Below are 26,256 nucleotides of genomic sequence, written 5' to 3' on the forward strand. Positions count from 1 at the left end.
ACGGTTAAATCTATGTAAAATATCTTCTCCCTTTCTTGATTTTTCATTCCAGAAACGGAAAATTAGTTTTTTATATGAAGAAATTGTAAAATCACTTTTCTTCCATCCGAGAATTTTACATGAATTTTATTGTTATATTTCAAACAATACTTGCCACTCCGATTACAGAATGATAGAATGAGTGCAAAATGTACTGAACCATTTCTTTATTATAGAAGGAATGTGGATTTTATATCAGTAGGAAGGGGAAAAGAAATGTCAGTAAAATCAGATCAGAAAAAACAGATCACAGGCCTGCTTTACTCCGTATGCGGCGGGGTGCTTTTCGCAGCCGGTGTCAATCTGTTTATTACACCGCTTGACTTGTACAACGGCGGTTTCATGGGAATTGCTCAGTTGATTCGTACCTTTTTAACTTCGGCTCTGCATCTTTCTTTCGGCCAGACCGATATCGCAGGTATCATTTATTTTATCGTAAACCTGCCTCTTCTGTATCTGGCGTGGAGCAAAATGGGACGTGGATTCTTTTTCCGTACCGTTGTCACCGTCATTGTAGAAACCGCAGCCCTTACTTTTATCCCGGTTCCGGAACGCTCTCTCATCGATGACCGTCTGACTTCCTGTGTCATCGGAGGTCTGGTGGCCGGATTTGGAACCGGGCTGGTACTGCGCGGCGGCAGTTCCGGCGGCGGCCAGGACATCCTTGGCCTTTATTTTACAAAGAAGTTTCGCAATTTCAGTGTCGGCAAGATGGCAACTATTATCAATGTCTTTGTGTACGGGATCTGTCTTCTGATGTTCAATCTGGAAACCGTGATCTATTCCCTGATCTACGGAGTCATTTCTTCCGTAGCATGTGACCGGATCCATATCCAGAACATCAATATGAGCGTCATGATCTTCACGAAAAAGCTTGGGATTTCCAAGGCGATCATGGAAGAGACGGGCCGCGGCGTCACCAACTGGGAGGGGGCCGGTGCCTACACGAACGAAACATCCTATATTCTCTTCGTCATGATTTCCAAATACGAAGTGAACCAGATCCGCCGGATTGTCCAGAGCATTGACCCGAACGCCTTTATGATCTTTACCGAAGGCTGTTCGGTGGAAGGAAACTTCGAAAAACGGTTATAAAAGGACACAAAAAACGAGCTCCGAAAAATTATTAACATTTTTCAGAGCTCTTTTTCTTTCTATTTTACGCCGGACATTCCTCCGCAAACAGCTTTTCTATTTCGTGATGAAGCCAGGATCTTTTCTGAATCTCTATGCCGCCGATCTCAATGGATCCATCGCTTCTCTGTACCGCTTTCCCGACTTCAGGAATCCAGCATGAGAGCACTCCTGTCCTTTCAATTCGGACTCTTCTTTTTCGTCCTTTTGTATCCAGGGCTTCCTGAACCAGTTCTTTAATCCGCTCTTTATTATAGTAGGAATCGTTCACGATAACGCCGTCCCCTGTCACAATAATCATATCTATTTCATCCTGATCACGCCCGTTCGGATCCTGATAAAAGTGTCTGTGCAGTTTATCCAGTAATGCTCCAATCCCAAAACCGGCCTTCGTTCCCAGAGTTCTTTTCATAAATATCCCTCCTTCGTTCTGGTATGAGGTAATTTTAGCACTGTCCTCATATTTCTTCAACGAAAGATATTCTTTAGAAACTGAAGATATTCTGAAGGTCCGAAAGCCGGCATTCATTCTTTTTTAATATTTCCTTTTACAGAAGACTTTGCAGATCAGTATATTCCATCTGGAAGCTTTCTGCCACATTTTTACAGGTCAGTTTTCCATCATAGGTATTGACGCCGGAGATCATGACAGGATTCTTCCTGCACGCTTCTTCCAGTCCGTGCTCCGCAATCGCAAGTCCATAGCGCAGTGTCGCATTTGTCAGAGCAATGGTAGATGTTCTTGGTACCGCCCCCGGCATATTTCCGACGCAGTAGTGAATAATTCCGTCTACTTCGTAGATCGGATCATCGTGGTATGTGACTTTCGTTGTCTCACAGCATCCGCCCTGGTCTACAGCAACATCCACGATCACACTGCCCGGCTTCATCTCTTTTAAGTAGGCTTTTTTCATCAGCTTCGGCGCTGCTTTCCCCGGAATCAGCACGCTTCCGATCACGAGATCCGCTTCCTTGACTGCATTTTCAATATTGGTGTCCGTGCTTACCAGTGTCTGGATCCTTGCGCCGAAAATATCATCCAGGTACGCAAGTCTTGGAAGGCTGATATCAAGAATCGTCACATTGGCGCCCATTCCGACCGCAATCTTGCAGGCGTTGGTTCCCACGGATCCGCCTCCGATAATGACGATATTGGCCTTTGGTGTTCCAGGAACACCGGATAAAAGAACTCCGGATCCTCCGAATGTCTTTTCCAGGTACTTTGCTCCCTCCTGGATGCTGAGTCTTCCGGCAATCTGGCTCATCGGCGCCAGAAGCGGAATACTTCCGTCCCGTTCGATCAGTGTCTCATAGGCAAATCCTTTCATGCCGGATGCAAGCATCGCATCAGTCAGTGGTTTGTCTGCCGCCAGATGGAGATAGGTGAATAAAACGAGATCTTTTCTGAAATAGCCGTACTCTTCCGGAAGAGGCTCTTTGACCTTAACCATCATATCCACGCCGTCCCATACTTCTTTTGCTGTATCTACAAGCTTTGCTCCGGCTTTTTCATATTCCGCATCCGTAAAACCGGATCCAAGTCCTGCTCCTTTTTCAATCCATACTTCATGTCCTGCGTTTACATAGCTTTTTGCATTGTCCGGAATAAGTCCTACACGGTACTCTCTGTTCTTGATTTCCTTCACACATCCGATTTTCATCGTTTGCCCTCCTTCATTTCATTTTGTAGAATCGCCTAATTTTTCGATTCTCTTTGTATCGTTTTCTACATTTCTCTAAATTCATGATACAACATCGGAATTGCATTTGCAATAATTGTTAATTTTTAAATTATTGCATATTTCTGCCTCAGGCTTGCCTTTTGCAGATATTTGTGATTAAATCAAGCTATATCAAACAGAAAAGAGGATCTCTATGAAAGCAATCCAGAATTTCATTCAAAACCAAAAATTAACGCGGGTGCAGTCGGCCCTTGCATCATTCGTATTAGACCATGCAGTAGAGGTCTGTTTTATGAGTTCCACCAAGCTGGCGGAAAAACTTGGCATCAGTGAGCCTTCTGTGATCCGGTTCTGCCGGGCTCTTGGCTTTTCCGGCTACACCGATTTTCAAAACGCGCTGCGGAAAGAATACCACGGTGATCTCTTCCGGATCTCGGACCGGCTCCCTGTCCCTTCCGACCGTGCCGCCGCCCTTTCCCGGCTTGATCTTCCGTCCGATATTCTTGCAAATGAATATCAGAATACATTAGGCAATCTGGAGCAGGCCCTTGCCTCCAACCGTCCGGAGACGCTGGATGCAGCTGCGGATCTGATTCTTGCTTCCGGCCGGAAATACATTGTTGCTTCCCGCGGGAATGCCTGTCTTGGCGTCTATCTGAATCTGTATCTTCACCACATGACCGATCACGTCATCCATACCGCCTCCGCATCGGTCAGTCCTTTTGACCTGATGGCGGACATTTCGTCCGACGACTGCGTGATCGTTTTCAGTTTCCCGCGCTACTCCTCCATAGACGAACTGGCCCTGAAACTTGCTAAATCCGCAGGCGCAAAAGTGATTCTCTTTACCGACAAGCCAAGCGCCCTGTTAAGTGAATATGCCGACATTCTGTTTACCATTCCGGTCAACAGCACTTCTTTCTTTAATTCTCTGAGTGCCGCCCAGTTTCTGACAGAGGTGCTTTTAAATACCATCAGCAGGAAATGCAAAGGCCGATCCATCGAGCGCAAGCTCAAAAAGATCGACCTCTATCTGGACGAGTTCGGTACTTACTGAAACGTCCGTTCCTGTTCGGTTTATTCTATCTTCATCTTTGCCAGAGCTTCCGCAAACGCGTTGTTCAGCGGCTGCTCTGCTTCTTTTTGCTGCTGTTTCATGTAGCGTCTGACATCCTGTCTGCTGACATCTTTGCCTTCCCGCTTTCTTCTTGCCTCAAAGGCCGCCATCTTTTCTTTATGGCCGCAGGCACAGACAAAAGTCTGGTCCTCTCCTTTTCCGACAAGCTCCATCCGTTTATGGCAGACCGGACATCTGGCATTGGTTGTCCGCGAAACCGTCTCACGATATCCGCACTCCCTGTCCTGGCAGACAAGCAGTTTACTGTTCTTTCCATTGACTGCCAGCATCCGTTTTCCGCACCGCGGACATTTCCGGTTTGTCAGATTGTCATGCCGGAAGGTCGCTTCGCTTGTACGGATGTCCTGCATCACATTGTTGGTATATTGCTCAATCTCTTTCATGAACGTCTTCTCTTTTTGCCTGCCGTCCGAAATTTTCTGCAGTTCCTTCTCCCATCTGGCTGTCAGCTCCGGCTTTTTCAGATCTGACGGAACAAGTTCCAGAAGCTGACGGCCCTTGGAGGTAATCAGAAGATCGTTCCCTTTTTTCTCCATATAAAAAGTATTGAACAGCTTTTCAATGATATCCGCCCTTGTGGCAACGGTTCCAAGCCCGCCTTTTTCCATGGAGGTAAGAAGAGTTGCCTCGGTATAGTGTGCCGGAGGTTTTGTCTTTCCTTCCGTCACTTCCAGCTTTTTGACAGGCAGGCTCTGCCCTTTCTTCAGTTCCGGCAGAATCTGATTTTTCAGGCTGTCATCTTCGTCTTCTTCTTCGATATCACTGTCATATACGGCTCTCCATCCGGCTTCCCGGATCGTCTCGCCTTTTGCCGCAAAGTGTTCTCCTTTGACCGACGCCTTGACGCTGATCTGCTCAAATTCAGCCGGCGGATAGAGCACCGCCAGAAATCTGCGTACGACAAGATCATAGATCTTACGCTCCTCCGAAGTCATATGAGTCAGATCCACGTACTGTTCTGTCGGGATAATCGCGTGATGGTCACTGACTTTGCTGTCATCCACAAACCGCTTGTCCGCTGTAAACTGCTTTCCATGAAGAGCCCGTGCCAGCGCCCGGTACGGCCCGGTCTGGCATGCCTCGATCCGTTCTTTTAAGGTCGGTACGATGTCTGAACTCAGATATCTGGAGTCTGTCCGCGGATAGGTCAGCACTTTGTGGTGCTCATATAATCTCTGCATAATATTGAGAGTCTCTTTGGCAGAATATCCGAAACGACGGTTCGCCTCTCTTTGAAGCTCCGTCAGATCATAAAGGCCCGGTGCATACGTCTTTCTGGATTTTTTCTCCACGCTGTCCAGCACCAGCCGTTCTCCCCGGATCTCTTCGGAAATCCGACGGATCCGCTCCGGATCAAAGGATCTCGTACTGCCGGACTTTCCATCCTGCCAGGTAAAGCAGATCCCGTCCGCATAAACTTTCAGTCCATAATACGGCTTCGGCCGGAAAGAACGAATCTCATCCTCCCTGTTTGCGATCAGCGCAAGGGTCGGTGTCTGCACCCGCCCGCAGGTCAGCTTTGCGTTATATTTGCATGTCAGCGCCCGGGTCGCATTGATTCCTACAAGCCAGTCCGCCTTTGCGCGGGACCGGGCAGCATCATAGAGATTCTGATAGTCTCTTCCGTCACGGAGACGTCCAAATCCTTCCCGGATGGCCCGGTCCGTCACGGAGGAAATCCAGAGCCGCTTCACCGGTTTCTGATTTCCTGCCTTTTCAAGAATCCATCTTGCCACCAGCTCTCCTTCCCGTCCTGCGTCCGTGGCAATAATGATCTCTCCGACATCCTTTCTGTGTATCTGGCTCTTTACCGCATTGTACTGCTTTGCTGTCTGGCGGATCACGGAAAGCTTCCATGTCTTCGGCATCATCGGAAGCACATCCATCTTCCACTCTTTCCATTCCGGCTTATATTCTTCCGGATCAGCAAGTGTCACAAGATGGCCAAGCCCCCAGGTGACAATATACCGTTCTCCCTCGATGGTTCCCTGTCCGTTTTTCTTACATTTCAGCACCCTGGCAATGTCTCTTGCCACAGATGGCTTTTCTGCGATTACTAATGATTTCATAGTGTTCCTCTATTCATTCAAAATCGGATTCCCGTCCCGATCCGTTAAAAGTTCAAGCTGCCTGCTTTCCTCTTCCGCCTGCTCGAGACATTTCAGAATCGCTTCATTCAGCGAGAGCATTTTATCGTCCAGTTCTGATACCATTTTTGCACATTCTTTCAGCTCTCTGCTGATATACTCCGGCGCATTTCCTTCAAACTTATAGTAAATCTTGTGCTCCAGACTGGCCCAGAAGTCCATGGCAATCGTCCGGATCTGGATCTCTACCTTCGTGTCTACCACACTGTCCGTCAGGAAAATCGGAACCGAGATCAGCATATGATAACTTTTGTATCCGCTTTCCTTCGGATGCTTGATATAATCCTTTATGGAAAGCACTTTCAGATCACTCTGATTGCCGATCATCTCAGCCAGACGATAGATGTCCGAAGTGAACGAGCAGATCAGTCTGACTCCTGCAATGTCATTGATATACTTTACCATATTTTCAATGGAACTTTCATGTCCCTGTCTCTTCAGCTTCTTGACGATGCTCTCCGGTGTCTTGATTCTCTTTTTGATATGTTCAATCGGATTGTACCGATGTACATGCTGGAACTCATCATTTAAAATTTCCAGCTTTGTGCCTACTTCTTTTAATGCCGCGTTATATAGAAACATCATGGTTTTCCAGCTGTCTACATCTTCATAGTTTTTTACATTCATCCTTTTCCACCTTTCACGAAAAAGACTGCATTTTTATGCTTACCGCATTTACGCGCCATTTTATAGTATAACATATTTTCATATGTTTGTCATTTATTTCACATTTTCTATATTATTTTCTCTACTATATTAAAATCTGGCACATCTTCATTGTGCATAATGCCGATTCATGGCTTTCGGGTGTAACACCTGCGCAGCAGGCCGGATCAACCCGGACCGGCAGCTCCGGCACATACGCTTTTGCCAGGAGGGCATTGGACACAACACAGATATCTGTGCAAAGACCGATCATCTCCACGGCATCAAATCCACCGTCCCGGATATACTCTGCAAGCGGAACGCTTCCGAATGTCGTCTTGTCAAAGACACTGCGGCCTTCCGAATACGGACGGATCTCCGGAATCAGCTCCCATCCTTTGTTTCCTTTGATACAGTGTTCCACCGGCAGGAGACGTCCCTCCTGAGTTTCCGGATACTGCTCTGTATGTGTATCTCTTGTAAAGACAATCTCCTGCCCTTTCTTTACATATTCCTCAATCTTGTTTTTGACATTGTCCACAATCCCGCAGGCCTCTTTCGTCCCAAGGCTTCCCGTCACAAAGTCATTCTGCATATCAATCACGACCAGAAGTTCTTTCATTTTCTTCCTCCTCCCTGCATGTTTTCTGTATTGTAACACGATTTCCAAAGTGCGTAAAGGAACCCTGGACAGACTTTACATTTCTTTAATAGAATGGTATGATGATCAAACAGAGAAAGGAGTTTTCAGGATGTTTCGATTGTGGGCAAAGACATGGAAGAACAACCGCATGCTGTCAGATACGGTGATCTGTGACGACTCATCCGACACAAGAACACATAAAGTATTCCGGGCTTTGGAAGAGATCTGTTATCAGTTTGATTTAAGCCAGCCGATCTGGCTTGACAGCAATATCAATGAGTTCCGGCGTCATGCCAAAGCGCGGTTTTACCAGGACAGTTTTATTGACAGTATTGACTTTGACTTTCTGGAAATCCAGGTCATCGAAGAAGATTAAGAGCGGCTGCATTATGTAAAACGGAGGGCTTCCCTCCGTTATTTTTTCATTTTCGGTTCAAAAATCCAGGATGCAAGATATCCGAAGACCAGTGCCGCCGAGATTCCTGCCGCGCTTGCGGTAAATCCTCCTTCAAAGATCCCGATGAATCCGTCTTTCAGGACGGCCTCTTTGACTCCCTGAAACAGAGTGTTTCCAAACCCGAGAAGCGGAACGCCTGCTCCGCAGCCGACCATTTCAATCAGAGGATCATACACGCCCAGAAACCCCAGCACGGTTCCGGATGTCACCAGAAGTACCATGACTCTTCCCGGCATCAGTTTTGTCCTGTCCAGAAGGATCTGTACAAGCGCGCAGATCAGGCCTCCTGCCCAGAACGCGTTAAAATATTCCATCGTTTCTCCTCCTTTGTCAACATGAACGTTCCAGCACAATGCCATGAGCAATGCCCGGAATGCTCTCGCCTTCATTGAAGCTGACCGTTGACATCAATGCACCGGTCGGGACAAAGAGTACTTTCTTCCACTCACCTTTTATGATTTTCGGAAGAACATAAGATCCCAGTGTCACTGCCGCGCACCCACAGCCGCTGCCTCCGGCATGGGTATCCTGTGTCTTCTGATCGAAAATTTTCATCCCGCAGTCCATGTGTCTTTCCTCAATGTCCACTCCGTTTTTCTTCAGAAGTTCCAACAGGATCGTGCTTCCAATATATCCGAGATCTCCGGTGACGATCTGATCATACTCTTCCATCTCCCTGCCAAAATCTTTTCTGTTTGCCAGAATGGTGTCACATGCCGCCGGAGCCATGCATCCTCCCATATTCTGGGAATCTTTCAGCCCGTAGTCTACGATTTTCCCGACTGTCACTCCGGATATCCGCACCTTCGATTTTTCCTTTCCGATGACAAAGGCTCCGCTTCCGGTTACCGTCCACTGTGCCGAGAGGGGTCTCTGGGAAGCGTATCCAAGCGGAAACCGGAATTCCTTTTCCGCGCTTCCAAAGTGGCTGGATGTGACCGCAAGAACGTAGTCCGCATATCCGGCGGCCACGCTCATCGCCCCAAGGGCAATGGCCTCCCCTGATGTGGAACATGCTCCAAACAGTCCGAATAAAGGAATCTGGAGGCTTTCAATTCCAAGGGAGGTGGCCGTTCCCTGCCTTAACAGGTCGCCGCCGAACAGAAAGCGGATCTTCTCCTGCGGAATCTGCGCCTTTTGTATGGCACGCAGGCAGGCCCGTTTCTGCATTTCGCTTTCTGCCTCCTCCCATGTTTCTTTCCCGAAAAGATTTTCCTTGTCTTCTCCATACTCGTCGAACAGTTTTCCAAGCGGCCCCTGGCTTTCTTTCTGCCCGACAATCGTTCCCGCGCTCAGCAGGAAGGGCGCCTCTGTAAAGCCAAGACTCTGCGCTCCTTTTGCCATTCCGCTTTTCATCTGCAATCCCACCTTTCTCTACCAGCTGATTCCCGCTTTCAGCAGGAAATAGTAAATCAGTCCAAACAGCCAGCTCGTGACGATTCCGTACAAAATGACCGGTCCGGCAATAGTAAAAATCTTACATCCGATTCCGAACACCTGGCCTTCTTTTTTATATTCGATTGCAGGCGCCGCCACAGAATTGGCAAATCCGGTGATCGGGACAAGCGCTCCCGCCCCGCCCCATTTCGCGATTTTTGGATACAGTCCCAGTCCTGTCAAAACGACACTTAACAGAACAAGAATCATGGATGTATAACAGCTTGTCATCTCCTTGTCCATGCCGGTGCCGGACACATAATTGGAAATGATCTGGCCAATCGTACAGATCGTTCCTCCTGTGATAAATGCGCGGAACATGTTTTTCCAGACATTATGCACCGGTGTCTTCTGCTTTACATATTCTTCGTAGCTTTTCTGCTTTTTCGCCTGTTGTCTGTTAATCGGTTCTTTCAAACAGATCCCTCCTTACACGCCCCATCTTCCCAGAAAATAAACAAGCGCTCCCGCTGTTTTCCCAAGAGACAGGCCGATGATAATATATGGTATGGTTTTAATGATTTTCAGCCTCCGGATAAAGATCGGAAATACATTGAGAATATCTGCAAGCGCCATGGCCCAGCAGCCCACAAAGATTCCGGAAAACAGACCGAACAGCGCCAGAAGGAAGCTGCCTGCCGGTATCTTTATCTGATAGATAAAGAACAGATTGAACAGAATTCCGCCGAGGGCAATAGCATTTTCATACATCAAAATGTGTTTCCCGGTATGGGTCCTGTCCGCAAACACTGAAATCAGCCCAAGCCCGATAAGAAAAGAAAACATTCCCCCTGCAATGACCGCGCCGGATGAAAATCCGATGATTCCAAGAACGATCTGCTCAGCCCACATCTTTTTCTTCCTTCTTCCGTGAGTATTCATCGATCAGTGTCATCTCGATTTCCTCCTCGTACGTCCGCATTTCCACTTCCATCGGCGTCGGATCCACAGTAAAACGTCTTTTCCCAAAGTGGTTGAAAAACAGCAGAATTCCCACGCTCATCCCGATACAGTATGTCAGTTCCAGAATTCCAAAGCCGTCCGACCGGTTTCCTGTCACAAGGAAATAAATCTGATTAAACAGTTTTGGTACATCCACGTCATTGTTAAACGACATGATGGAAAACCCGGCACCGATAAAGGTTACAAGAAGTACAAACACACTTTTCAGAAACGGAATCACTTTCCCGTTCTTTTTCTGATCTTCGATGGTAATAATCAGATCTGTCTCGCCCATATTTTCCACGGTGAGATTCGGATAAATCTCATGGATTCTGGAGATGACTTCCAGAATGGATACGACATACCGTTTCTTTAAAGAGCCTCGGAGAAGTTTCACTGTCTTTAACCGGCTGACAACAGTCTGATCGGTACATTCCATCGAAAGCACATCCCCAAGAAGCACTTCTGTTTTTGCCAGTTCCTTATTTTTCTCCCCTTTGATATAGAGTGTATGTCCGGATGTTCCCATCGTTTCCTCCTTCTTCCATGCTGACACTGACAAGCGTTCCGTTTTCTTCCGATACGGGCCGTTGCTGTGACATTACATAATACAGAATTCCCAGGATAACAGCTGATGTGACAACGCAGATCAGGCATATCCGGATTCTTCTTTTTGCCTGTTCCATTCTCCTTCACCTTTCCTTTCTTTCAAAGGTAGTATGTCTGTTCTGGCTTTTTTTATACCGGATATGCCTGATTCTTTTTTACGCCGGCGGACTGCCGTATTCTTTCATCCGTTTCAGTATCTTCTTTTCCAGCCGCGAGACCTGCACCTGCGACATGCCAAGCATTTTCCCGGTCTCGGACTGGGTTTTGTTTTCAAAATATCTGAGATAAATCAGCTGCCGTTCCTCTTTTCCCAGCTTTTCCAGAAGGGAATATAGAAACATCTGGTCAATAATCTTTTCTTCTGTTTTTTCCTCCTTTTCCAGTTTTTCCAGAAGCTCCACCTCGCTTCCGTCTTTCTTGTAGACCGGCCGGTGCAAAGACTCCACTTCGGCAGATGCTTCCATAGCCTCTACCAGTTCTTCCTTTCCGATTCCGGAAATCTCCGACAGTTCCCGGATTGTCGGTTCCCGGTTGTACTTTTTCGTAAATTCTTCTTTCGCCTGACATGCTTTACAGGAAATTTCCTTGAGAGAACGGCTGACTTTGAGCATTCCGTCATCCCGGAGAAACCGTCTGATTTCCCCGGATATCATTGGTACCGCGTAGGTCGAAAAACGAACGTCGTATGTCAGATCAAACTTGTCAATCGCCTTTAACAGACCGATACTCCCGATCTGGAACAGGTCCTCTGCCTCGGTTCCCCGTCCACTGTATCTTCGAACAATGCACCAGACAAGCCCGACGTTTTCTTCTACAAGAAGTGCTCTTGCATCCGCGTCACCCTGATGTGCCTTTTCAATCAGCTCTGCGGTATGATCCATCCGTCACGTCCTTTGCCGATGATTTTCTTCATACGGACGGTTGTCCCGCATCCGGGACTTGATTCCACCGTCAGCTCATCCATAAAGGCCTCCATAAAGGCAAATCCCATCCCGGAACGGTCCAGTTCCGGCCGTGTCGTAAACATCGGCTGCATTGCTTCTTCAATATTTTCAATTCCTTTTCCTTCGTCCCGTACTTCGATTTCCAGCGCATGTCCTGCTGTCACACATCGGATGTAGATTTTATGTATTTCCTGATTGTAGCCATGAATCACCGCATTGGTGACCGCCTCGGAGACAGCGGTCTTGACATCCGCCACTTCCTCCAGTGTCGGATTGAGCTGTGTCATGAACGATGCCACTGCCACCCTGGCAAACCCTTCGTTTTCCGAGCAGCTGTCAAATATAATCTCCATTTCATTCGTATCCTGTTTCATTGTCTTTCCTCCTCGTAAATTCGAATAATCTTTGCAGCTCCTGACATTTTCAGGATCTTTTTCATCCGGTCATTCAGATTCGCCGCCCAGACTTCTCCTCCGGTCAGGCTCAGTTTTCTGTATCTTCCCATCATCACCCCAATTCCGGAGCTGTCCATAAAGCTTGTCTCCCCAAAATCAAAAATCACATATTTCACATGATTTCTTTCAATCTGCCGGTCTGCCTCCCTGCGGATTTCTTCCGTCTGATGATGGTCCAGCTCCTTTGGCAGAAAGATTGTCAGACAGTTTTCTTCTATCTGATATTTCATGCGGTCTCTCCCCTTTCCGTTGTTTCCTTTCCGGTTTTTCACGACACCGCCTTCCCGGGATGTCCGCCGGAACAAAAAGAGGATGATGCACACTGTGCACCATCCTCTTTTGTAGTATCGGATCTTTTATCCGGCTGTTATTCTCCTGTATTTCCCGAACCGGCTGCATTCAGGCTCTCAAGAGCCGACTGCGCCTCCTCCGCCAGAGATGTACCGGAGAACTGCTCCGTTACTTTCTGATAATAGTTCTTTGCATTTTCCATGTCGCCTGTCTCCTCATAAGCCTGAGCAAGAAGATACATGGCGTTTCCATCGTCATAAGTCTCGTCCATCCTGACAACTTTCGACAGATTCTCGATTGCCGCCTCGTAGTTTTCCACATCCGAGTTGGCCACTCCCCGGTTGTACTGTCTCCGGCAGGCTGACGGGTAAATGCTCTCTGTCAGTTCTGTAAACTGTTCTTTTCCCAGATCTCCAAGAGAATCCTGATTGATGGCCAGAAGCTCATCCGCCAGGTTTTCATTCGACTCCGAGCCGTTGCGGTATTTGGTCTGAATATCCATCAGAGACTCGTAGCTGCTCTTTGTGGACTCCGCGGTCTCTTTTGCCGTCTGTGCCTCATCACTCTGGGTCCGGTAGCTTTCCAGCTCCTTTTCCAGGGCGCTGATCTCAGACTCCTGGGAAGCGATCTGGTCGCTTGCCTCCACAATGCTTTCATTCATCTGTCTTGCCTGGGACTCATTGACCGCCGGCATAATCAGAAACCACATCACTGCCGCTCCGACCACAAGGCCGATGACAATATTGGCAATCGTAAACGCCATTCCTTTTTCCCGTTCTTTTGTTTCCACCGGCTGGATGATTGTTTCATTGCCGAGTTTATAGCTTACGGTCTGCTGTTCCTTCACATCCTTCTGTCCGGACGTACGTTTTCTGTGCATCCGGTTCAGCTCGTAAATATAGTTCAGCGTGATCGGATCTGTCGTATCCAGTTTCTGTGCTTTTCTGAGCACCTGTCTTGCCTTAGCATACTGCTCCGTGTGCAGATACAACAGTGCCAGAAGCTGATATGCTTTCAGAAAATCAGGGTGTTCGGTTACGATCTTTTTCAGCTGGATGACAGCCAGATCTTCCCCTCCCTGTCTGCAGTACTGCAGGCACTGGTTGTACTTCTTCGCAGTCTGATCGACTGCTTCCAGATCCCCCCTGGAAGATTTGAATTCATCGATATAGTCGGATGCGATATTGTCAGCAGGAACCAGCTTCAGGCTCACTGTCCAGACAACAAGCGCACGCGTCACATCTCCTCTGCCATAATAGACAAGTCCCAGAAGATTCCTTGCATCCTTATTATATTTATCAAATTGAATACTTTTTTTCAGTGAGTTTTCTGCTCCTGTCAGGTCCCGTATTTTCGCTTTTCTCAATCCATCATTATACCAGTACAGGGACCGGTACCTCAGTTCTCCTCTGATATCCATTTATATCTCCCCGTTCTGTTATCTCGTTGTTTCCAAGATATCTTTTAAAAGATCCGACAGATCCGTCAGATCCTCACTCAAGGCCTCTTCTTCGATCTCGTCTACTTCCAGGCTTGGCTGAAATTTCTTCAGTTCTTCTTCAAAATTTAACATCTGGCTGCCTCCCTTAGTAATGTTTCCATTTCTCCTACAAGGTACAGGGAACCAAAACAGTATACCTGATCCTGTTCCCGTTTGCAGGCAGTGACATAGCTGCACGCCTCTTTTACCGTATCTTTGACTACCACGCGGCTGTCCGTCCATTGAGCAAAATCCTTCTGAAGCTCTCCGGGATTTACTCCCCGCTCATCCGGAATCTTTGTTACAACAATCAAATCTGCCGGAATTTCACGGCAGACAAAACGGATCATTTCATGATAGTCCTTTTCCTTCACCGCGGAAAACAATACGATCAGCTTTCCATCCGGACTGCGAAATTTCTCCTGCATCCGGATACTTTTCGCAAGCGCTCTGACAGCCGGCATATTGTGTGCACCGTCCAGTACGATCCCCGGAAGCGCTTCCTCCATCCTTCCCTTCCAGGACGTCGTCTCCAGAATCTTCCTCCACGATGCCGTCGGCTCTTTGACCAGACGCTTCATTGCCTCCAGCGCGAGCACTGCATTCATCGGCTGATACGATGCTGTCGTCGGCAGTTTCCACATTGCAGTATCATCATACCGATTTGACGTTGAAAATTCAAGATCCTTTCCCGTAATTTTCATGATTTTGAACGCATTTTCCGAGATTTCTCTACATTCCGCGCCGGCATTTTCCGCCGTTTTTTTCAGGACACCAAGTGCCTTTTCATCTGTCGCGTCACAGATCAGCGGCACACCCGGTTTGATGATTCCCGCTTTTTCCGCAGCAATCTTTTCGATCGTATCTCCCAGAATCTCCGTATGATCCATTCCGATGGACGTGATCACGGTCAGGACCGGATGTTCAATGCTGTTTGTCGCATCCAGTCTTCCTCCGAGACCGGTCTCCAGAATGATATATTCCGCCTCTTCTTCGTCAAAGAATTTCATCGCCATTCCGAATAAAAACTCAAAATAAGTCGGGTGGCCAAGTCCTTCTTTTTCCATCTCTCCGGCGGCTTTTCGAACTTCCTCAAATATCCGGACAAATTGTTCTTCGGATATCATTTCTTCGCCGATACGGATCCGCTCCCGGATCGTAACAAGATGAGGGGAAGTAAACAGTCCCGTCTTCTTCCCCTCTCCGGTCAGAAGCGCCTGCAGATATCTGCACACGCTTCCTTTCCCGTTGGTCCCTGCCACATGGATGATCTTTTTCTCGCGCTGGGGCATACCCAGATACGATAAAAATACTCTCGTATGGTCCAGGGAATGTTTTTTTGCAAACATCTGAAGCCTGTCAATATAGTTTACCGCTTCTTCATAATTCATCATATTATTCCTCATCACTTGTGCCTTCAAACGCTTCTACCCAGTTCTTTGCCGGCTCATCCTGTTCCTCTTCCGGAGCCAAGGTGAGCGTTCCGTTCTGGTAGACATATTTCTGAGAGGTGGCAAATACCGTACTGCTGGATCCCATCTGGATCACAGTGATAATATCTCCGTCCTCCAAAGCACAGTCATTTAACACCACATGGGTATTATTGAGGAACTTACTGTCCTGCTGTTCCCCGTTGACAAAGATCTTGCTGTTCCGCGTCATATTTTCTCCGTACAGACTGTAGGAATTTTCCTCTCCAGGCTGCGGCACAATATTATTCAACGTCACATCCTTGACACCCATTCTCATATGTCCTTCCGTAATCGGCGGGTCGCCATCGTACACATACTGTTCTCCGTAGAGAATGTCATACTGCAGAAGTTCCAGATCTTTCAGATAATCCTCGGTCTGTCTTCTCTGCTGATGATAGTTGAACACCGTTCCCGAATGGATTCCCAGACGTTCAAACACATCTGCCATAATCTGGTAGGACGGTATGTTTCTGTCCTCTTTCTCAAGTCCGATGTTGTCCCAGATCACGTAATTGGTATTATAGAGATACCTGCTCTTCAGATCCTTCGCTTCCAGTCCCATGGTCGGAAGATGGTCCCCGTAAAATACGATGACGCTCGGCTCATCTCTTTTTTCCACCTCTTCCACAAGGTGCCGGGCGAACTGATCCATTTCATAGATCTGGTTTACATAGTATTCCCATGCATTCTGCTTCTCCTGGTCTTCCATTCCGGAAACGGTAATCTCCGGATTCTCAATCACTTTCTCTGTCGGATAATCACCATGCCCCTGCACACTGATAGTAAAGACAAAATCCTGCTGTTCATCCGAATCCAGTGCGTCCATGATGTGTTCCACAAGAATATCATCCTTTGACCAGTTATTCGGTGTAGTCTGAAGGATATTCATAAATTCCTTGCTCGTAAACGTATCAAATCCGGTATTATTGTACACCCGCGCACGGCTGTAGAAGTTTCCACCGTTATTGTGTATTCCGTGAGTCCCGTATCCGAGAGCAGAAAGCGCTGTTGCCGCACTTTCGCAGACTTCCGTCTTTAATTTTGTCTTAAATGGATACTCGCCCGGTCCGAAATACCGCATGTTCATTCCGGTCAATACCTCAAACTCTGTATTTGCAGTTCCCGCACCGACAGACGGTACCTTGAAGTATCCGGTCGAATACTCATTAAACAATGACCTCAGGAACGGAATCGGGTCCTTGGAGAGCTGGTAGAATTCCACCTCCGTCGGATCAAAGAAGGATTCCAGCTGCACAAAAATAATATTTGGCATCTCGCCTTCTTTCAGACTTGTTTCACTCTTTGTCAAAGTTCCGTCCTTGTTAATCTCATCGATCGTCTCTTCACTGTATCCGTTCGGTTTATCAATTCCCGTGTTGAACAGACTGGCAGAAAAGCAGTACGGAAGTCCATAATCTTCATATGCAAAAGCAATATTTCCAAAATAAGTCGATACCACACGATGGTCAACCGCAAGATTTGTCAAAACCACATATGCTCCGCAGCAGATCCCGACACCGGCCAGCGCGAGCCACCTGTGCATCTTCCCCTGATACTGTCCGCCCCGGCGCCACATAGCGATCACCCATATGATCACCGCAACAACACCGACTGCCATAATGATCAGCTCATAGACAGCAAAATAATTGGTAAACAGGGACAGTCCTTCGGTCAGTGCCTTCAGGTCCTGTGCATTAAACGGCGTGACCCTCTTTAAAAGCATCGCTCCGTTTACAACTCCAAGCATCAGCCAGAATACACTGATCAAAATCCGAACAAACACCCTCCGCCGGAACAGATACACAATCGAAAAGGTCACAAAAATCATAAACGCATTGTAAAGAAATACAAGCGGCGTTTCCACCATATAATTCCATGCCGCGAAAACAGAATGGCGTGAAATACTTTCAATGATCAGGTTGATGACCATTGCCCAAACCGCGTGAAGCGGAAGGGAAAAAATATTCATCCACTTGTACACCGGCGCCATCTTTCTGGAAAAAGCGCTGTTTTTGCGTTCTTCCAGAATCCGCTGCCGGCGTTCTTTTCTTTTTTTCAAATTGTTCTTAATATCCTCTCTGCTCAGGTGACGCAGTCTCTCTATTTTTCCTTTGATATCCGGTTTCTTAAAATGGATTTTCTTCATGATTTCCCCTTGTCTGCTATTTCATGATCGATGCAAGACGTTCCTGAACCTGTTCCATCATCTGTGTATATTTTTCCAGCTTGGCCCGCTCTTCATTGACCTTTGCCTCCGGCGCCTTACTCATGAATTTCTCATTGTTCAGCATGCCGTTTACACGGGCAAGTTCTTTTTTCAGCTTTTCTTCTTCTTTTAAGAGACGTTCCTTCTCCTGTTCAAAATCAATCAGATCCTCAAGCGGCATATACACTGCTCCATCCGGAACTACAATAGAAACCGCATCCTCAGAGATTCCCTCTTTCGTTCCCTGAATGATGAGATCGCTTGCATTCATCAATGGTTTCACTGATTCTTTTAATGTTTCAAACCCCTCACAAAGTGTCTCATTCTCACAAACAATAAATACTTTTGCCTTCCGGCTGTTTGGCACGTTCATCTCAGCACGTGCATTTCTTACACCCCTTACAATATCCTTGACATGATCAACGATATTTTCTTCCTCCGGGAAGTTCAGTGCTTCATCGTATTCCGGCCAGTCAGACATCATCAGAGATTCTTCTGACGGAACAAGGGCACTGTAGATTTCTTCTGTCACAAACGGCATGTACGGATGCAGAAGTTTAAGTGCGTCCGCAAGAACCGTTTTCAAGGTCCAAAGCGCTGCATTGGCTGCCTTATAATTTTCATCGGAATGGTAAATACGGTATTTTGCCATCTCGATGTACCAGTCACAGAATTCATCCCAGATAAAGTCGTATACTTTCTGTACTGCAATTCCCAGTTCAAATTTATCCATGTTTTCCGTCACATCTTTGATCAGACGGTTTGCTCTGGAAAGGATCCACCTGTCAGCTGCTGTAAGATCCTGGGCATCCGGACGGCTGATCACTTTATCTTCCATATTCATCAGGATAAACCTGGAAGCGTTCCATACTTTGTTTGCAAAGTTACGGTTTGCTTCTACTTTTTCTTTATAGAAACGCATATCGTTTCCAGGCGCGTTTCCTGTCACCACCGTAAGACGGAGCGCATCAGCACCGTACTCGTCGATGATTTCCAGCGGATCGATCCCGTTTCCAAGCGACTTGCTCATCTTTCTTCCCTGGTCATCCCGGATCAGGCCGTGGAAGAATACCGTGTGGAACGGGCATTTTCCGGTCTGCTCAAATCCTGAGAATACCATACGGATTACCCAGAAGAAGATGATGTCATATCCGGTTACAAGGACATCTGTCGGATAGAAGTAATCCAGCTCCTCTGTCTGATCCGGCCATCCAAGTGTGGAGAACGGCCACAGTGCGGAGGAGAACCAGGTATCCAGTGTATCCTCATCCTGTGTAAAGTGCGTGCATCCGCATTTCGGGCATACGGCCGGAGCTCCGCCTCTTTGTACAATCATTTCGCCGCATTCGTCGCAGTAGTATGCCGGAATCCGGTGTCCCCACCAGATCTGTCTGGAAATACACCAGTCACGGATATTGTTCAGCCACTGCAGATATATTTTGTTCATACGCTCCGGAATCAGCTTTAATTCTCCTGTCTCCAGCGCTTTGATGGCCGGCTTTGCAAGCTCTTCCATCTTGACAAACCACTGCTGCTTGATTAACGGCTCGACCGTCTGCTTACATCTCTCGTGTACACCTACATTATGTGCATAATCTTCCACTTTTACCAGATATCCCTGGTCTTTCAGATCCTGCACGATCGCTTCTCTTGCTTCGTAGCGTCCCATGCCTGCGTACTTGCCGCCGTTTTCATTGATCGTCGCATCATCATTCATGATGTTGATCTCTTCCAGGCCGTGTCTCTTTCCGATCTCGAAGTCGTTCGGGTCATGTGCCGGAGTCACTTTCATGGCACCGGTTCCGAATTCCTTGTCTACATAGGCATCCGCAATGATCGGGATTTCCTTATTTACAAGCGGCAGAAGCGCTTTCTTTCCAATAATATCGGTATAACGTTCATCTTCCGGATTTACTACAATCGCAGTATCTCCAAGCATCGTCTCCGGACGTGTCGTCGCGATCACAAGGCTTCTGTCCGTGCCTACGATCGGATAACGGATGTGCCAGAAATGTCCTGCCTGTTCCTCATGCTCTACTTCCGCATCAGAAAGGGAAGTCTGGCATACCGGACACCAGTTGATGATCCGGGAACCTTTGTAGATATATCCTTTTTCATAAAGGCGTACGAACACTTCCTCTACAGCCCTGCTGCATCCTTCGTCCATCGTGAACCGCTCTCTGTCCCAGTCACAGGATACGCCAAGTTTCTTTAACTGGGATTCAATCGTCCCTGCATACTCCTCTTTCCACTCCCAGACACGATCCAGAAAGCCTTCTCTTCCAAACTCCCTCTTGTCGATGCCCTCTTCTTTTAACTGATTCGTCACCTTAACTTCGGTGGAGATCGCCGCATGGTCCGTACCCGGAATCCAGAGGGCATTGTATCCTTGCATTCTCTTATAACGGATCAGGATATCCTGAAGCGTATTGTCCAGGGCATGTCCCATGTGCAGCTTTCCTGTGATATTCGGCGGCGGCATCACCGTCGTAAACGGCTTTCTGCTCCTGTCTACTTCTGCGTGAAAATACTTATTCTCACACCATTTTTCATAAAGCTTCGGTTCAATCTCCTTCGGATTGTACGTTTTGTCCAACTGTCTGCTCATCATTACCTCCTCATTTCAAGCGTTCCTGTGAATAACAAAACGCCCTTTACATATGTAAAGGGCGTCAAAACGCGGTACCACCTTTTTTATACACCTGTCCTCTCTGACAGATGTATATCTCTTCGTTCTATAACGGGAACTACTCCGGGATCTCCTACTGTCCTTTCTCTCAATCGGACACATTCAGACATCCGGCTCCAAAGCTACCTTCCACAACTCCTTCTTGTAATCACCTTCCAGCCAGCGGGTAATTCTCTCTGTCAAGGGCAGGTGTGTACTCCTCTTTATCAACACCTTTAAATATGAAACTATGATAATCATAGTCATCAGCCCCCGGTTTGTCAAGGAGTTCATGGAATTTTCATGGAATCTTAAGGTTCTAGGCCTCTCCCTTCAGAAACTCTTTCAATTCTTCGACCGAGTCAAAAATCATATCCGCTCCGGCCGCCTCCAGCTCCTTCCGGCTTCCGAATCCGTAGAGGACTCCGGCTGAGGCAAGTCCGAATGTCCTGGCGCCAAGGATGTCATGTTCCCTGTCCCCCACCATGATAACCGATGGATCTCCCGTTTTTTTTCCGCACGTTTCCAGCGCATAGGCAATGACATCTTCTTTTGTCAGCCTGCTCTCATCCATAGTCGCCCCGCAGATGTAAGTGAAGTATGACTCAATCCCGGCATCTCCGGCAATGATTCCGGCATAATGTTCCGGCTTGGAGGTGGCCATGACAATGCGGAGGCCTGCTTCTTTGAGCTCCCTCAGCATGGTTTCCACCCCGTCGTACAGACGGTACTCATACACACCTTTTGTTCCGAAATTTTCCCTGTAATATTCCACCGCTTTTCTTGCCTCTGTTTCACTCAGCCCGGTGTATTTCTGGAACGAAGTGAGAAGCGGAGGCCCGATAAACGGAAGCAGTTCCTTTCGTTCCTTTTCAATTCCAAATTTTTTCAGAGCGTAGACTACTGAATTGATTATTCCCGGCTCCGAATCGATGAGCGTTCCGTCCAGATCCAGAAAGACGGTGTCAAATCCTGGTATTCCCATGTTCTTCCTCCTGTTTTCGTTTCAGTGCATTAAGCATTTCCTTGTCCTGAGCGCTGACCCGTCTCGACTCTCTGCATTTCTGGATCGCCTTGTTGTGGGTCCAGATATCCAGCTTCTTTTCTTTCAGAAGTCCAAGTACTTTTTCCGGGTACTTCACATATGCGGTTGCCACGCCCCAGGCGATCCCCATCCGGACATAATAGTCTTCTGACCTGATATCCGCATACCGGCGCAGTACTTCATCTATATACCGGTCATTCAGAAAATGGTCCATCAGTGCGATTACACCAAACCGGAGCTCAAATTCCCGGCTGCTGTTCAGCCATTTTTCCAGATAGGAAAACCAGAATTCCGAATCCTTTTCCATCCATTTATACGTGGAAGTGCTGCAATCACAGTCCGCCCAGGACAGAACTCCCGGTACCCAGATATCGAGCATGGCCGCATGTTCTTCTCTGGATGCTTTTCTGTATCCGGAAGCCATCCCAAAGAGCATGTGCTCTTCCTGATAGACGCAGCTCCCATGATCCCGGAGCATTTCATCAAGCCATCCGCCCTCCGGCTCTTTTGCCGCTTCTTTTGCAAGTTCCCGAAGCTTCGGTATCCGGATGCCAAGCGTCGGCATGGACGGTGCATTTAAAATCCGGTCGTTGAATTCCTTATAGGCTTCATCGGACAGCGTCTTCAATCTGTCCCGCATTAGTTCCCGTTTTCCCATACTCTTTTACTTATCCTCTCTGAATCCCGCGAACAGGATATCGTGATTAATCATTCTGTAGAATCGTTTTTTGATTTCCTCATAATCTTTTGCCGGCTGCGCCATCAGCCACATGAGTTTTGTAATCGTAGCCTCCAGTGTCATGTCATAGGCTTCCAGAAGATCAAAATCCTGCTTTACCTTTTTTCCGACCTCGTAGACTGTCATATTGCTTCCTTCACTTACAACCTGTGTCGTCATGACAATCAGTTTTCCTTCTTTTTTCCACTTCTTCATTCCCTCATAGACTTCCGCAGTAATGCTGTCCGGAAGTCCGCCTACGCCAAAGCTCTCGATCACGACACAGTCATACTGTTCCAGAATCTGAGTCAGCACGCCGCTTCGCATGCCCGGAACCAGTTTCAGCACATAAACACTATCTTTCATGTCATGGTAAAACCGTACTTCTCCCTTATGCCGTACCGGCGGGATGTACCGGATCACCTGACCGTCCTGAATCACAGCCGGGTACGGGAAATTAATGCTGGAAAATGCATTGTAGCTTTTTGCCCGCTCCTTTTTCGCCCTTGTTCCAATAATGACTTTGCCGTCAAACACGATGCTGACATCTTCGGAATCGTCATCCGCCGCGTAGATAAAGCTGTCCAGCAGATTGGTCTTTGCATCCGTCACGTCCATATTGATCGGCTTCTGTGCTCCGGTCACGACAATCGGCTTTGGGGAATTCTGAATCATATAGGAAAGCGCCGCTGCTGTGTAGGCAAGGGTGTCGGTTCCATGGCAGATCACAAACCCGTCATAGGCATCGTAGTGCTTCTCCACCGCTTCCACCATCAGCTTCCAGTGCTCCGGTGTTACATTGGTACTGTCGATATTGCACACCTGCAGCGTCTCCACCCCACATACATGTTTCACCTGAGGAATGCAGGCCAGAATGTCATTCGGCGTCAGGCCCGGGGCCAGTCCGTTTTCCGTCTGCTTTGAGGCAATCGTCCCTCCGGTTCCAATCATCAATATTTTCTTCATTTGGTTTTCCTCTCTTTACATACTTCGTTCCATCAGTGAAAAGCCCCACCGGATGTCCGGATGGGGATTATTCTATGATTTTAGTATAAGGAAATTCCGGCCGGAAATCAACCGGCTTATAGGATTTTGCATCCTTTTATGATAAAATGTAGATATTCGGCCACAAGGCCTGATTGCAATAAAGCTTTTACAAATGGGGGATTACAAATGAGACAAAAGATTGATTTACTGAACGGACCGGTTTTCCCGTCACTGACCAGACTTGCTCTCCCGATTATGGCGACATCTCTTGTCCAGATGGCATACAATCTCACCGATATGATCTGGATCGGAAGAATCAGCAGTGACGCGGTCGCATCTGTCGGGGCTGCCGGCATGTACATGTGGTTTGCGAATGGAATCACTGTACTTGCAAAAATGGGCGGACAGGTCAAGGTCGGACATTCTCTTGGCGCCGGCGAACGGACCGAGGCATGCGGCTATGCCCGGAATGCGATCCAGCTTTCCCTGATTCTCGGACTTGCCTACGGCATCATCTGCCTTCTTTTTCAAAAGCCGCTGATCGGATTTTTCCGGCTGAATTCTCCGGCAGTCATCCAGAATGCAGAAATTTATCTTGCCATCACCTGCGGGCTTGTCGTTTTTTCCTTTTTAAATCAGGTTTTTACAGGAATTCTGACTGCCATGGGCAACAGCCGTACTTCCTTTCTCGCAACCGCTGCCGGTCTTATCATCAACATCGTTCTGGATCCGGTTCTGATCTTCGGCATCGGTCCGTTTCCGAAACTTGATGTGGCAGGTGCTGCAATTGCCACAGTATTTGCCCAGGCTGTGGTTACCGTCGTTTTCCTGCTTTCCGTCCGTAAAGAGCCGGATATTTTTATGAATCTTCACTTTTTTACAAAGCCTCAGCTTTCTGTGCTAAAAGAGCTGATCCGTATCGGACTGCCTTCTTCTGTCCAGAGCATGATTTTCACCGGCATTTCCATGGTAATCGCCCGGATTGTTGCCGGGTTCGGAGATTCAGCCGTGGCTGTCCAGAAAGTCGGCTCTCAGATCGAGTCTATTTCCTGGATGACGTCGGATGGATTCGCCGCCGCGGTCAATTCTTTTATCGCCCAGAATTTCGGCGCAGGCAATGCTGCAAGGGCAAAGAAAGGCTACCGTTGCTCCATGGTGGTCGTCCTGCTGTGGGGTGTCTTCTGTACGATCGTCCTGATCGTCTTTCCGGCGCCGATTTTCCGGATTTTCATTCCGGAGGCGGACGTCCTCCCGATGGGAGTGGCTTACCTGCAGATCCTCGGGGTCTCACAGCTGTTCATGTGTATGGAAATCACGACCGCCGGAGCATTTTCCGGGCTTGGGAGGACACTTCCTCCATCTGTCGTCAGCATCACGCTTACGACAGCAAGAATTCCTCTTGCCCTGCTTTTGATCTCTACGCCGCTCGGACTGAACGGAATCTGGTGGAGTATCACGATTTCCAGTATTTTCAAAGGGCTTGTCCTTACGGCAGCCTTTAAAAAGATGGCATTTCGGCCTGCAGCGCAGTAACATAACATATTCAGGAAAGAAAACAGCAGGTGCGGAAGTGAATGTCCTGCCTGGGCATCATACCACTTCTTCACCTGCTGTTTTTTGATCTATCACATTTTCTGTCAGTTCCCGCCAAAATGGCGGTCCACCAGATGGCAGTACTCTTCATACGCCGGCACTCTGGCAAATCTCCCCCGCAGTGCCTCCTGAATTCCCCTGTAATACCAGCCGATTGTTTTTTTATCCTTCATACGGAAACGGTTCCACAAGTCTTCGCCGACCACCGGATAGTCACGGTCAATATCCCGCATATTGGAAAGCTTGTCCGCAAGCCCGATCATCTGCACCTCAAAAGACGCCGTCCGGATCCGCTCGATGGTCGAACCTTTCCTCTCCATCCATGATTTGGATTTGTCCTCGCTCTCCTGGGCAACCAGCGATGCAACACGCTCCGAAAAATTCTCCGCAAGGACCTCCCGCGTCACCCCCTTGCAGTCCTCGATCGTATCGTGCAGAATCGCCGCGCTGATCACCTCTTCATCGGTTGTCATCGTCGAGACGATATCTCCCACTTCAATCGGATGAACGATATAAGGACGCCTGGTCCCTTTTCGAAACTGTCCTTCGTGTGCCTTTGTCGCAAATTCGATTGCCCGGTCTATCATCATATTTGATTTCCTTTCCAACTGTTTGCATTTACACTTTAAGGTTACCACTTTGAAAAATAAAATCAAGTTTTTTCTTTCATACATGTCACTTCTGACGTATACTGGATGATGTCAACATATATGTAATGTCAACATATATGCAAAAAATGTTCAAAAAGGGGATATCTAAGATGAAACAAAAATCAGGTGTACTGATCACCGGCGCTTCCAGAGGCATCGGACGGGCATGCGCCCTTCTCCTTGCCGGACACGGTTTTCATATTTTCTTAAACAGCGCACATCATATAGAAGCACTGGAGGAAGTCCGCCAGGAAATTCTCTCGATTCCAGGCGGCTCCTGCGAACTCTGCCCGGGGGATGTCGGCAACCCGGACCAGGTCCGTAAAATCTTCGCAACGATTGCCAGTTCCGAACATACAGACGGAGGACTCGACATCCTGATCAACAATGCAGGCATTTCCCACATCGGCCTTCTGAGCGACATGACCGATGAGGAGTGGAGCCGCCTGATCGCCACCAACCTCTCCTCCGCCTTTTACTGCTGCCGGGAAGCCATCCCTCATATGGTGTCCAAAAAATCCGGAAAAATACTCAACGTCTCCTCCATGTGGGGACGAAGCGGCGCATCCTGCGAAGCAGCCTACTCCGCATCCAAAGCCGGCATCCAGGGACTGACCCAGGCCCTCGCCAAAGAACTCGCTCCAAGCAATATCCAGGTCAACGCCATCGCTTTCGGCGTCATTGACACCGACATGAACCGGATGCTCGATGCCGAAGAACGACGCGCCCTCGCAGAGGAGATCCCGGCCGGCTACTTCGCCTCACCCGAAGAAGCAGCCCGGATGATCTGGAACACCCTCAACGCACCCGCCTACATGACCGGACAGATCATCGGGTTCGACGGCGGATTCCTGTAACCCGGACAACGGTGTGT

General features: G+C 48.0%; 28 protein-coding genes and 1 other annotated feature. Of the genes, 5 read left to right on the top strand and 23 right to left on the bottom strand.

The window, feature by feature from the left end; translation table 11 throughout:
* The first annotated feature begins 255 nt into the window (after positions 1-255).
* Positions 256-1,134: a YitT family protein gene (locus B5E64_RS06430; RefSeq protein ID WP_087167700.1), complete on the top strand. Its 879-nt coding sequence runs from the start codon at positions 256-258 to the stop codon at positions 1,132-1,134.
* A gap of 64 nt (positions 1,135-1,198) precedes the next feature.
* Here B5E64_RS06430 and B5E64_RS06435 read toward each other — a convergent pair whose 3' ends face one another.
* Together B5E64_RS06435 and ald are read right to left on the bottom strand one after the other, a co-directional pair.
* Positions 1,199-1,585: a hypothetical protein gene (locus B5E64_RS06435; RefSeq protein WP_087167701.1), complete on the bottom strand. Its 387-nt coding sequence runs from the start codon at positions 1,583-1,585 to the stop codon at positions 1,199-1,201.
* Between the two features lie 136 nt (positions 1,586-1,721).
* A complete protein-coding gene (gene ald / locus B5E64_RS06440) occupies positions 1,722-2,834 on the bottom strand; it encodes an alanine dehydrogenase (RefSeq protein WP_087167702.1) in 1,113 nt (370 codons plus the stop codon).
* Positions 2,835-3,048: 214 nt separating this feature from the next.
* Here ald and B5E64_RS06445 point away from each other — a divergent pair, with 214 nt between their 5' ends.
* Positions 3,049-3,912 carry a MurR/RpiR family transcriptional regulator gene (locus B5E64_RS06445; protein WP_087167703.1) on the top strand — a complete coding sequence of 288 codons (864 nt, stop codon included), beginning with the start codon at positions 3,049-3,051 and terminating at the stop codon, positions 3,910-3,912.
* Between the two features lie 20 nt (positions 3,913-3,932).
* Here B5E64_RS06445 and B5E64_RS06450 read toward each other — a convergent pair whose 3' ends face one another.
* The 3 genes from B5E64_RS06450 to B5E64_RS06460 all read right to left on the bottom strand — a co-directional run bounded on the left by B5E64_RS06450 (position 3,933) and on the right by B5E64_RS06460 (position 7,407).
* Entirely contained in the window at positions 3,933-6,062 is a 2,130-nt protein-coding gene (locus B5E64_RS06450; RefSeq protein WP_087167704.1) for a DNA topoisomerase III, read from the bottom strand.
* 9 nt (positions 6,063-6,071) lie between these two features.
* Complete coding sequence (locus B5E64_RS06455) at positions 6,072-6,767, bottom strand: GTP pyrophosphokinase family protein (RefSeq protein ID WP_087167705.1); 696 nt, start codon at positions 6,765-6,767, stop codon at positions 6,072-6,074.
* 124 nt (positions 6,768-6,891) lie between these two features.
* Complete coding sequence (locus tag B5E64_RS06460) at positions 6,892-7,407, bottom strand: isochorismatase family cysteine hydrolase (RefSeq protein ID WP_087167706.1); 516 nt, start codon at positions 7,405-7,407, stop codon at positions 6,892-6,894.
* Between the two features lie 130 nt (positions 7,408-7,537).
* Between B5E64_RS06460 and B5E64_RS06465 the strand changes: the two genes are divergently transcribed.
* On the top strand, positions 7,538-7,804 hold the full coding sequence (locus B5E64_RS06465) for a hypothetical protein (protein ID WP_087167707.1): 267 nt from the start codon (positions 7,538-7,540) through the stop codon (positions 7,802-7,804).
* A 38-nt stretch (positions 7,805-7,842) separates the two neighbouring features.
* On the opposite strand, the gene B5E64_RS06470 is transcribed toward B5E64_RS06465, so the two are convergent.
* The 17 genes from B5E64_RS06470 to B5E64_RS06545 all read right to left on the bottom strand — a co-directional run bounded on the left by B5E64_RS06470 (position 7,843) and on the right by B5E64_RS06545 (position 23,118).
* Positions 7,843-8,199 carry a SpoVA/SpoVAEb family sporulation membrane protein gene (locus B5E64_RS06470; RefSeq protein ID WP_087167708.1) on the bottom strand — a complete coding sequence of 119 codons (357 nt, stop codon included), beginning with the start codon at positions 8,197-8,199 and terminating at the stop codon, positions 7,843-7,845.
* Between the two features lie 16 nt (positions 8,200-8,215).
* A complete protein-coding gene (locus B5E64_RS06475; RefSeq protein ID WP_343284048.1) occupies positions 8,216-9,241 on the bottom strand; it encodes a stage V sporulation protein AD in 1,026 nt (341 codons plus the stop codon).
* 18 nt (positions 9,242-9,259) lie between these two features.
* The gene (spoVAC, locus tag B5E64_RS06480; protein ID WP_207753146.1) at positions 9,260-9,739 is read right to left on the bottom strand and encodes a stage V sporulation protein AC; all 480 of its coding nucleotides are present in this window, start codon (positions 9,737-9,739) and stop codon (positions 9,260-9,262) included.
* 12 nt (positions 9,740-9,751) lie between these two features.
* Entirely contained in the window at positions 9,752-10,174 is a 423-nt protein-coding gene (locus B5E64_RS06485; protein WP_087167709.1) for a stage V sporulation protein AB, read from the bottom strand.
* Positions 10,164-10,793 carry a stage V sporulation protein AA gene (locus B5E64_RS06490; RefSeq protein WP_087167710.1) on the bottom strand — a complete coding sequence of 210 codons (630 nt, stop codon included), beginning with the start codon at positions 10,791-10,793 and terminating at the stop codon, positions 10,164-10,166. Before B5E64_RS06490 ends, B5E64_RS06485 begins: the two co-directional genes overlap by 11 nt.
* Positions 10,747-10,950: a hypothetical protein gene (locus B5E64_RS06495; protein WP_087167711.1), complete on the bottom strand. Its 204-nt coding sequence runs from the start codon at positions 10,948-10,950 to the stop codon at positions 10,747-10,749. Before B5E64_RS06495 ends, B5E64_RS06490 begins: the two co-directional genes overlap by 47 nt.
* A gap of 78 nt (positions 10,951-11,028) precedes the next feature.
* Entirely contained in the window at positions 11,029-11,754 is a 726-nt protein-coding gene (locus tag B5E64_RS06500) for a SigF/SigG family RNA polymerase sporulation sigma factor (RefSeq protein ID WP_087167712.1), read from the bottom strand.
* Positions 11,733-12,191, bottom strand: a complete 459-nt coding sequence (gene spoIIAB, locus B5E64_RS06505) for an anti-sigma F factor (RefSeq protein WP_087167713.1) — start codon at positions 12,189-12,191, stop codon at positions 11,733-11,735. The genes B5E64_RS06500 and spoIIAB overlap by 22 nt, the downstream gene beginning before the upstream one ends.
* Positions 12,188-12,502: an anti-sigma factor antagonist gene (locus tag B5E64_RS06510; RefSeq protein WP_087167746.1), complete on the bottom strand. Its 315-nt coding sequence runs from the start codon at positions 12,500-12,502 to the stop codon at positions 12,188-12,190. The genes spoIIAB and B5E64_RS06510 overlap by 4 nt, the downstream gene beginning before the upstream one ends.
* A 137-nt stretch (positions 12,503-12,639) precedes the next feature.
* Positions 12,640-13,983: a tetratricopeptide repeat protein gene (locus B5E64_RS06515; RefSeq protein WP_087167714.1), complete on the bottom strand. Its 1,344-nt coding sequence runs from the start codon at positions 13,981-13,983 to the stop codon at positions 12,640-12,642.
* An 18-nt stretch (positions 13,984-14,001) separates the two neighbouring features.
* Positions 14,002-14,136, bottom strand: a complete 135-nt coding sequence (locus tag B5E64_RS18630; RefSeq protein ID WP_255396431.1) for a hypothetical protein — start codon at positions 14,134-14,136, stop codon at positions 14,002-14,004.
* Positions 14,130-15,437, bottom strand: coding sequence for a folylpolyglutamate synthase/dihydrofolate synthase family protein (locus B5E64_RS06520; protein WP_330680297.1), 1,308 nt, complete (start codon positions 15,435-15,437; stop codon positions 14,130-14,132). Before B5E64_RS06520 ends, B5E64_RS18630 begins: the two co-directional genes overlap by 7 nt.
* A 1-nt stretch (position 15,438) precedes the next feature.
* Positions 15,439-17,661, bottom strand: a complete 2,223-nt coding sequence (locus B5E64_RS06525; RefSeq protein ID WP_087167715.1) for an LTA synthase family protein — start codon at positions 17,659-17,661, stop codon at positions 15,439-15,441.
* A 16-nt stretch (positions 17,662-17,677) separates the two neighbouring features.
* Complete coding sequence (locus tag B5E64_RS06530) at positions 17,678-20,329, bottom strand: valine--tRNA ligase (protein ID WP_087167716.1); 2,652 nt, start codon at positions 20,327-20,329, stop codon at positions 17,678-17,680.
* A 54-nt stretch (positions 20,330-20,383) separates the two neighbouring features.
* Positions 20,384-20,629, bottom strand: a binding site (T-box leader).
* A 79-nt stretch (positions 20,630-20,708) separates the two neighbouring features.
* Positions 20,709-21,374, bottom strand: coding sequence for an HAD hydrolase-like protein (locus B5E64_RS06535; protein WP_087167717.1), 666 nt, complete (start codon positions 21,372-21,374; stop codon positions 20,709-20,711).
* A complete protein-coding gene (locus tag B5E64_RS06540; protein ID WP_162610153.1) occupies positions 21,355-22,074 on the bottom strand; it encodes a DNA alkylation repair protein in 720 nt (239 codons plus the stop codon). Before B5E64_RS06540 ends, B5E64_RS06535 begins: the two co-directional genes overlap by 20 nt.
* Positions 22,075-22,098: 24 nt before the next feature.
* Complete coding sequence (locus B5E64_RS06545) at positions 22,099-23,118, bottom strand: asparaginase (RefSeq protein WP_087167719.1); 1,020 nt, start codon at positions 23,116-23,118, stop codon at positions 22,099-22,101.
* Between the two features lie 207 nt (positions 23,119-23,325).
* On the opposite strand from B5E64_RS06545, the gene B5E64_RS06550 reads away from it, so the two are divergent.
* The gene (locus tag B5E64_RS06550; protein ID WP_087167720.1) at positions 23,326-24,672 is read left to right on the top strand and encodes an MATE family efflux transporter; all 1,347 of its coding nucleotides are present in this window, start codon (positions 23,326-23,328) and stop codon (positions 24,670-24,672) included.
* 104 nt (positions 24,673-24,776) lie between these two features.
* Here B5E64_RS06550 and B5E64_RS06555 read toward each other — a convergent pair whose 3' ends face one another.
* A complete protein-coding gene (locus tag B5E64_RS06555) occupies positions 24,777-25,322 on the bottom strand; it encodes an HD domain-containing protein (RefSeq protein WP_343284049.1) in 546 nt (181 codons plus the stop codon).
* A 170-nt stretch (positions 25,323-25,492) separates the two neighbouring features.
* On the opposite strand from B5E64_RS06555, the gene B5E64_RS06560 reads away from it, so the two are divergent.
* Complete coding sequence (locus B5E64_RS06560; RefSeq protein WP_087167721.1) at positions 25,493-26,239, top strand: SDR family NAD(P)-dependent oxidoreductase; 747 nt, start codon at positions 25,493-25,495, stop codon at positions 26,237-26,239.
* Positions 26,240-26,256 lie beyond the last annotated feature (17 nt).

Source organism: Drancourtella sp. An12 (assembly GCF_002160935.1).
Taxonomy (GTDB): Bacteria; Bacillota; Clostridia; order Lachnospirales; family Lachnospiraceae; genus Sellimonas; species Sellimonas catena.

Coding starts and splice junctions, on each gene's coding strand:
- B5E64_RS06495 (WP_087167711.1), bottom strand. CDS start 10,950: ATGGAACAGGCAAAAAGAAGAATCCGGATATGCCTGATCTGCGTTGTC.
- B5E64_RS06560 (WP_087167721.1), top strand. CDS start 25,493: ATGAAACAAAAATCAGGTGTACTGATCACCGGCGCTTCCAGAGGCATC.
- B5E64_RS06515 (WP_087167714.1), bottom strand. CDS start 13,983: ATGGATATCAGAGGAGAACTGAGGTACCGGTCCCTGTACTGGTATAAT.
- B5E64_RS06530 (WP_087167716.1), bottom strand. CDS start 20,329: ATGAGCAGACAGTTGGACAAAACGTACAATCCGAAGGAGATTGAACCG.
- B5E64_RS06455 (WP_087167705.1), bottom strand. CDS start 6,767: ATGAATGTAAAAAACTATGAAGATGTAGACAGCTGGAAAACCATGATG.
- B5E64_RS06500 (WP_087167712.1), bottom strand. CDS start 11,754: ATGGATCATACCGCAGAGCTGATTGAAAAGGCACATCAGGGTGACGCG.
- B5E64_RS06475 (WP_343284048.1), bottom strand. CDS start 9,241: ATGAAAAGCGGAATGGCAAAAGGAGCGCAGAGTCTTGGCTTTACAGAG.
- B5E64_RS06460 (WP_087167706.1), bottom strand. CDS start 7,407: ATGAAAGAACTTCTGGTCGTGATTGATATGCAGAATGACTTTGTGACG.
- B5E64_RS18630 (WP_255396431.1), bottom strand. CDS start 14,136: ATGTTAAATTTTGAAGAAGAACTGAAGAAATTTCAGCCAAGCCTGGAA.
- B5E64_RS06550 (WP_087167720.1), top strand. CDS start 23,326: ATGAGACAAAAGATTGATTTACTGAACGGACCGGTTTTCCCGTCACTG.
- B5E64_RS06540 (WP_162610153.1), bottom strand. CDS start 22,074: ATGCGGGACAGATTGAAGACGCTGTCCGATGAAGCCTATAAGGAATTC.
- B5E64_RS06490 (WP_087167710.1), bottom strand. CDS start 10,793: ATGGGAACATCCGGACATACACTCTATATCAAAGGGGAGAAAAATAAG.
- B5E64_RS06535 (WP_087167717.1), bottom strand. CDS start 21,374: ATGGGAATACCAGGATTTGACACCGTCTTTCTGGATCTGGACGGAACG.
- B5E64_RS06555 (WP_343284049.1), bottom strand. CDS start 25,322: ATGATGATAGACCGGGCAATCGAATTTGCGACAAAGGCACACGAAGGA.
- B5E64_RS06465 (WP_087167707.1), top strand. CDS start 7,538: ATGTTTCGATTGTGGGCAAAGACATGGAAGAACAACCGCATGCTGTCA.
- B5E64_RS06545 (WP_087167719.1), bottom strand. CDS start 23,118: ATGAAGAAAATATTGATGATTGGAACCGGAGGGACGATTGCCTCAAAG.
- B5E64_RS06430 (WP_087167700.1), top strand. CDS start 256: ATGTCAGTAAAATCAGATCAGAAAAAACAGATCACAGGCCTGCTTTAC.
- B5E64_RS06520 (WP_330680297.1), bottom strand. CDS start 15,437: ATGATGAATTATGAAGAAGCGGTAAACTATATTGACAGGCTTCAGATG.
- B5E64_RS06435 (WP_087167701.1), bottom strand. CDS start 1,585: ATGAAAAGAACTCTGGGAACGAAGGCCGGTTTTGGGATTGGAGCATTA.
- B5E64_RS06450 (WP_087167704.1), bottom strand. CDS start 6,062: ATGAAATCATTAGTAATCGCAGAAAAGCCATCTGTGGCAAGAGACATT.
- B5E64_RS06445 (WP_087167703.1), top strand. CDS start 3,049: ATGAAAGCAATCCAGAATTTCATTCAAAACCAAAAATTAACGCGGGTG.
- B5E64_RS06470 (WP_087167708.1), bottom strand. CDS start 8,199: ATGGAATATTTTAACGCGTTCTGGGCAGGAGGCCTGATCTGCGCGCTT.
- B5E64_RS06485 (WP_087167709.1), bottom strand. CDS start 10,174: ATGTGGGCTGAGCAGATCGTTCTTGGAATCATCGGATTTTCATCCGGC.
- B5E64_RS06510 (WP_087167746.1), bottom strand. CDS start 12,502: ATGAAATATCAGATAGAAGAAAACTGTCTGACAATCTTTCTGCCAAAG.
- spoIIAB (WP_087167713.1), bottom strand. CDS start 12,191: ATGAAACAGGATACGAATGAAATGGAGATTATATTTGACAGCTGCTCG.
- ald (WP_087167702.1), bottom strand. CDS start 2,834: ATGAAAATCGGATGTGTGAAGGAAATCAAGAACAGAGAGTACCGTGTA.
- B5E64_RS06525 (WP_087167715.1), bottom strand. CDS start 17,661: ATGAAGAAAATCCATTTTAAGAAACCGGATATCAAAGGAAAAATAGAG.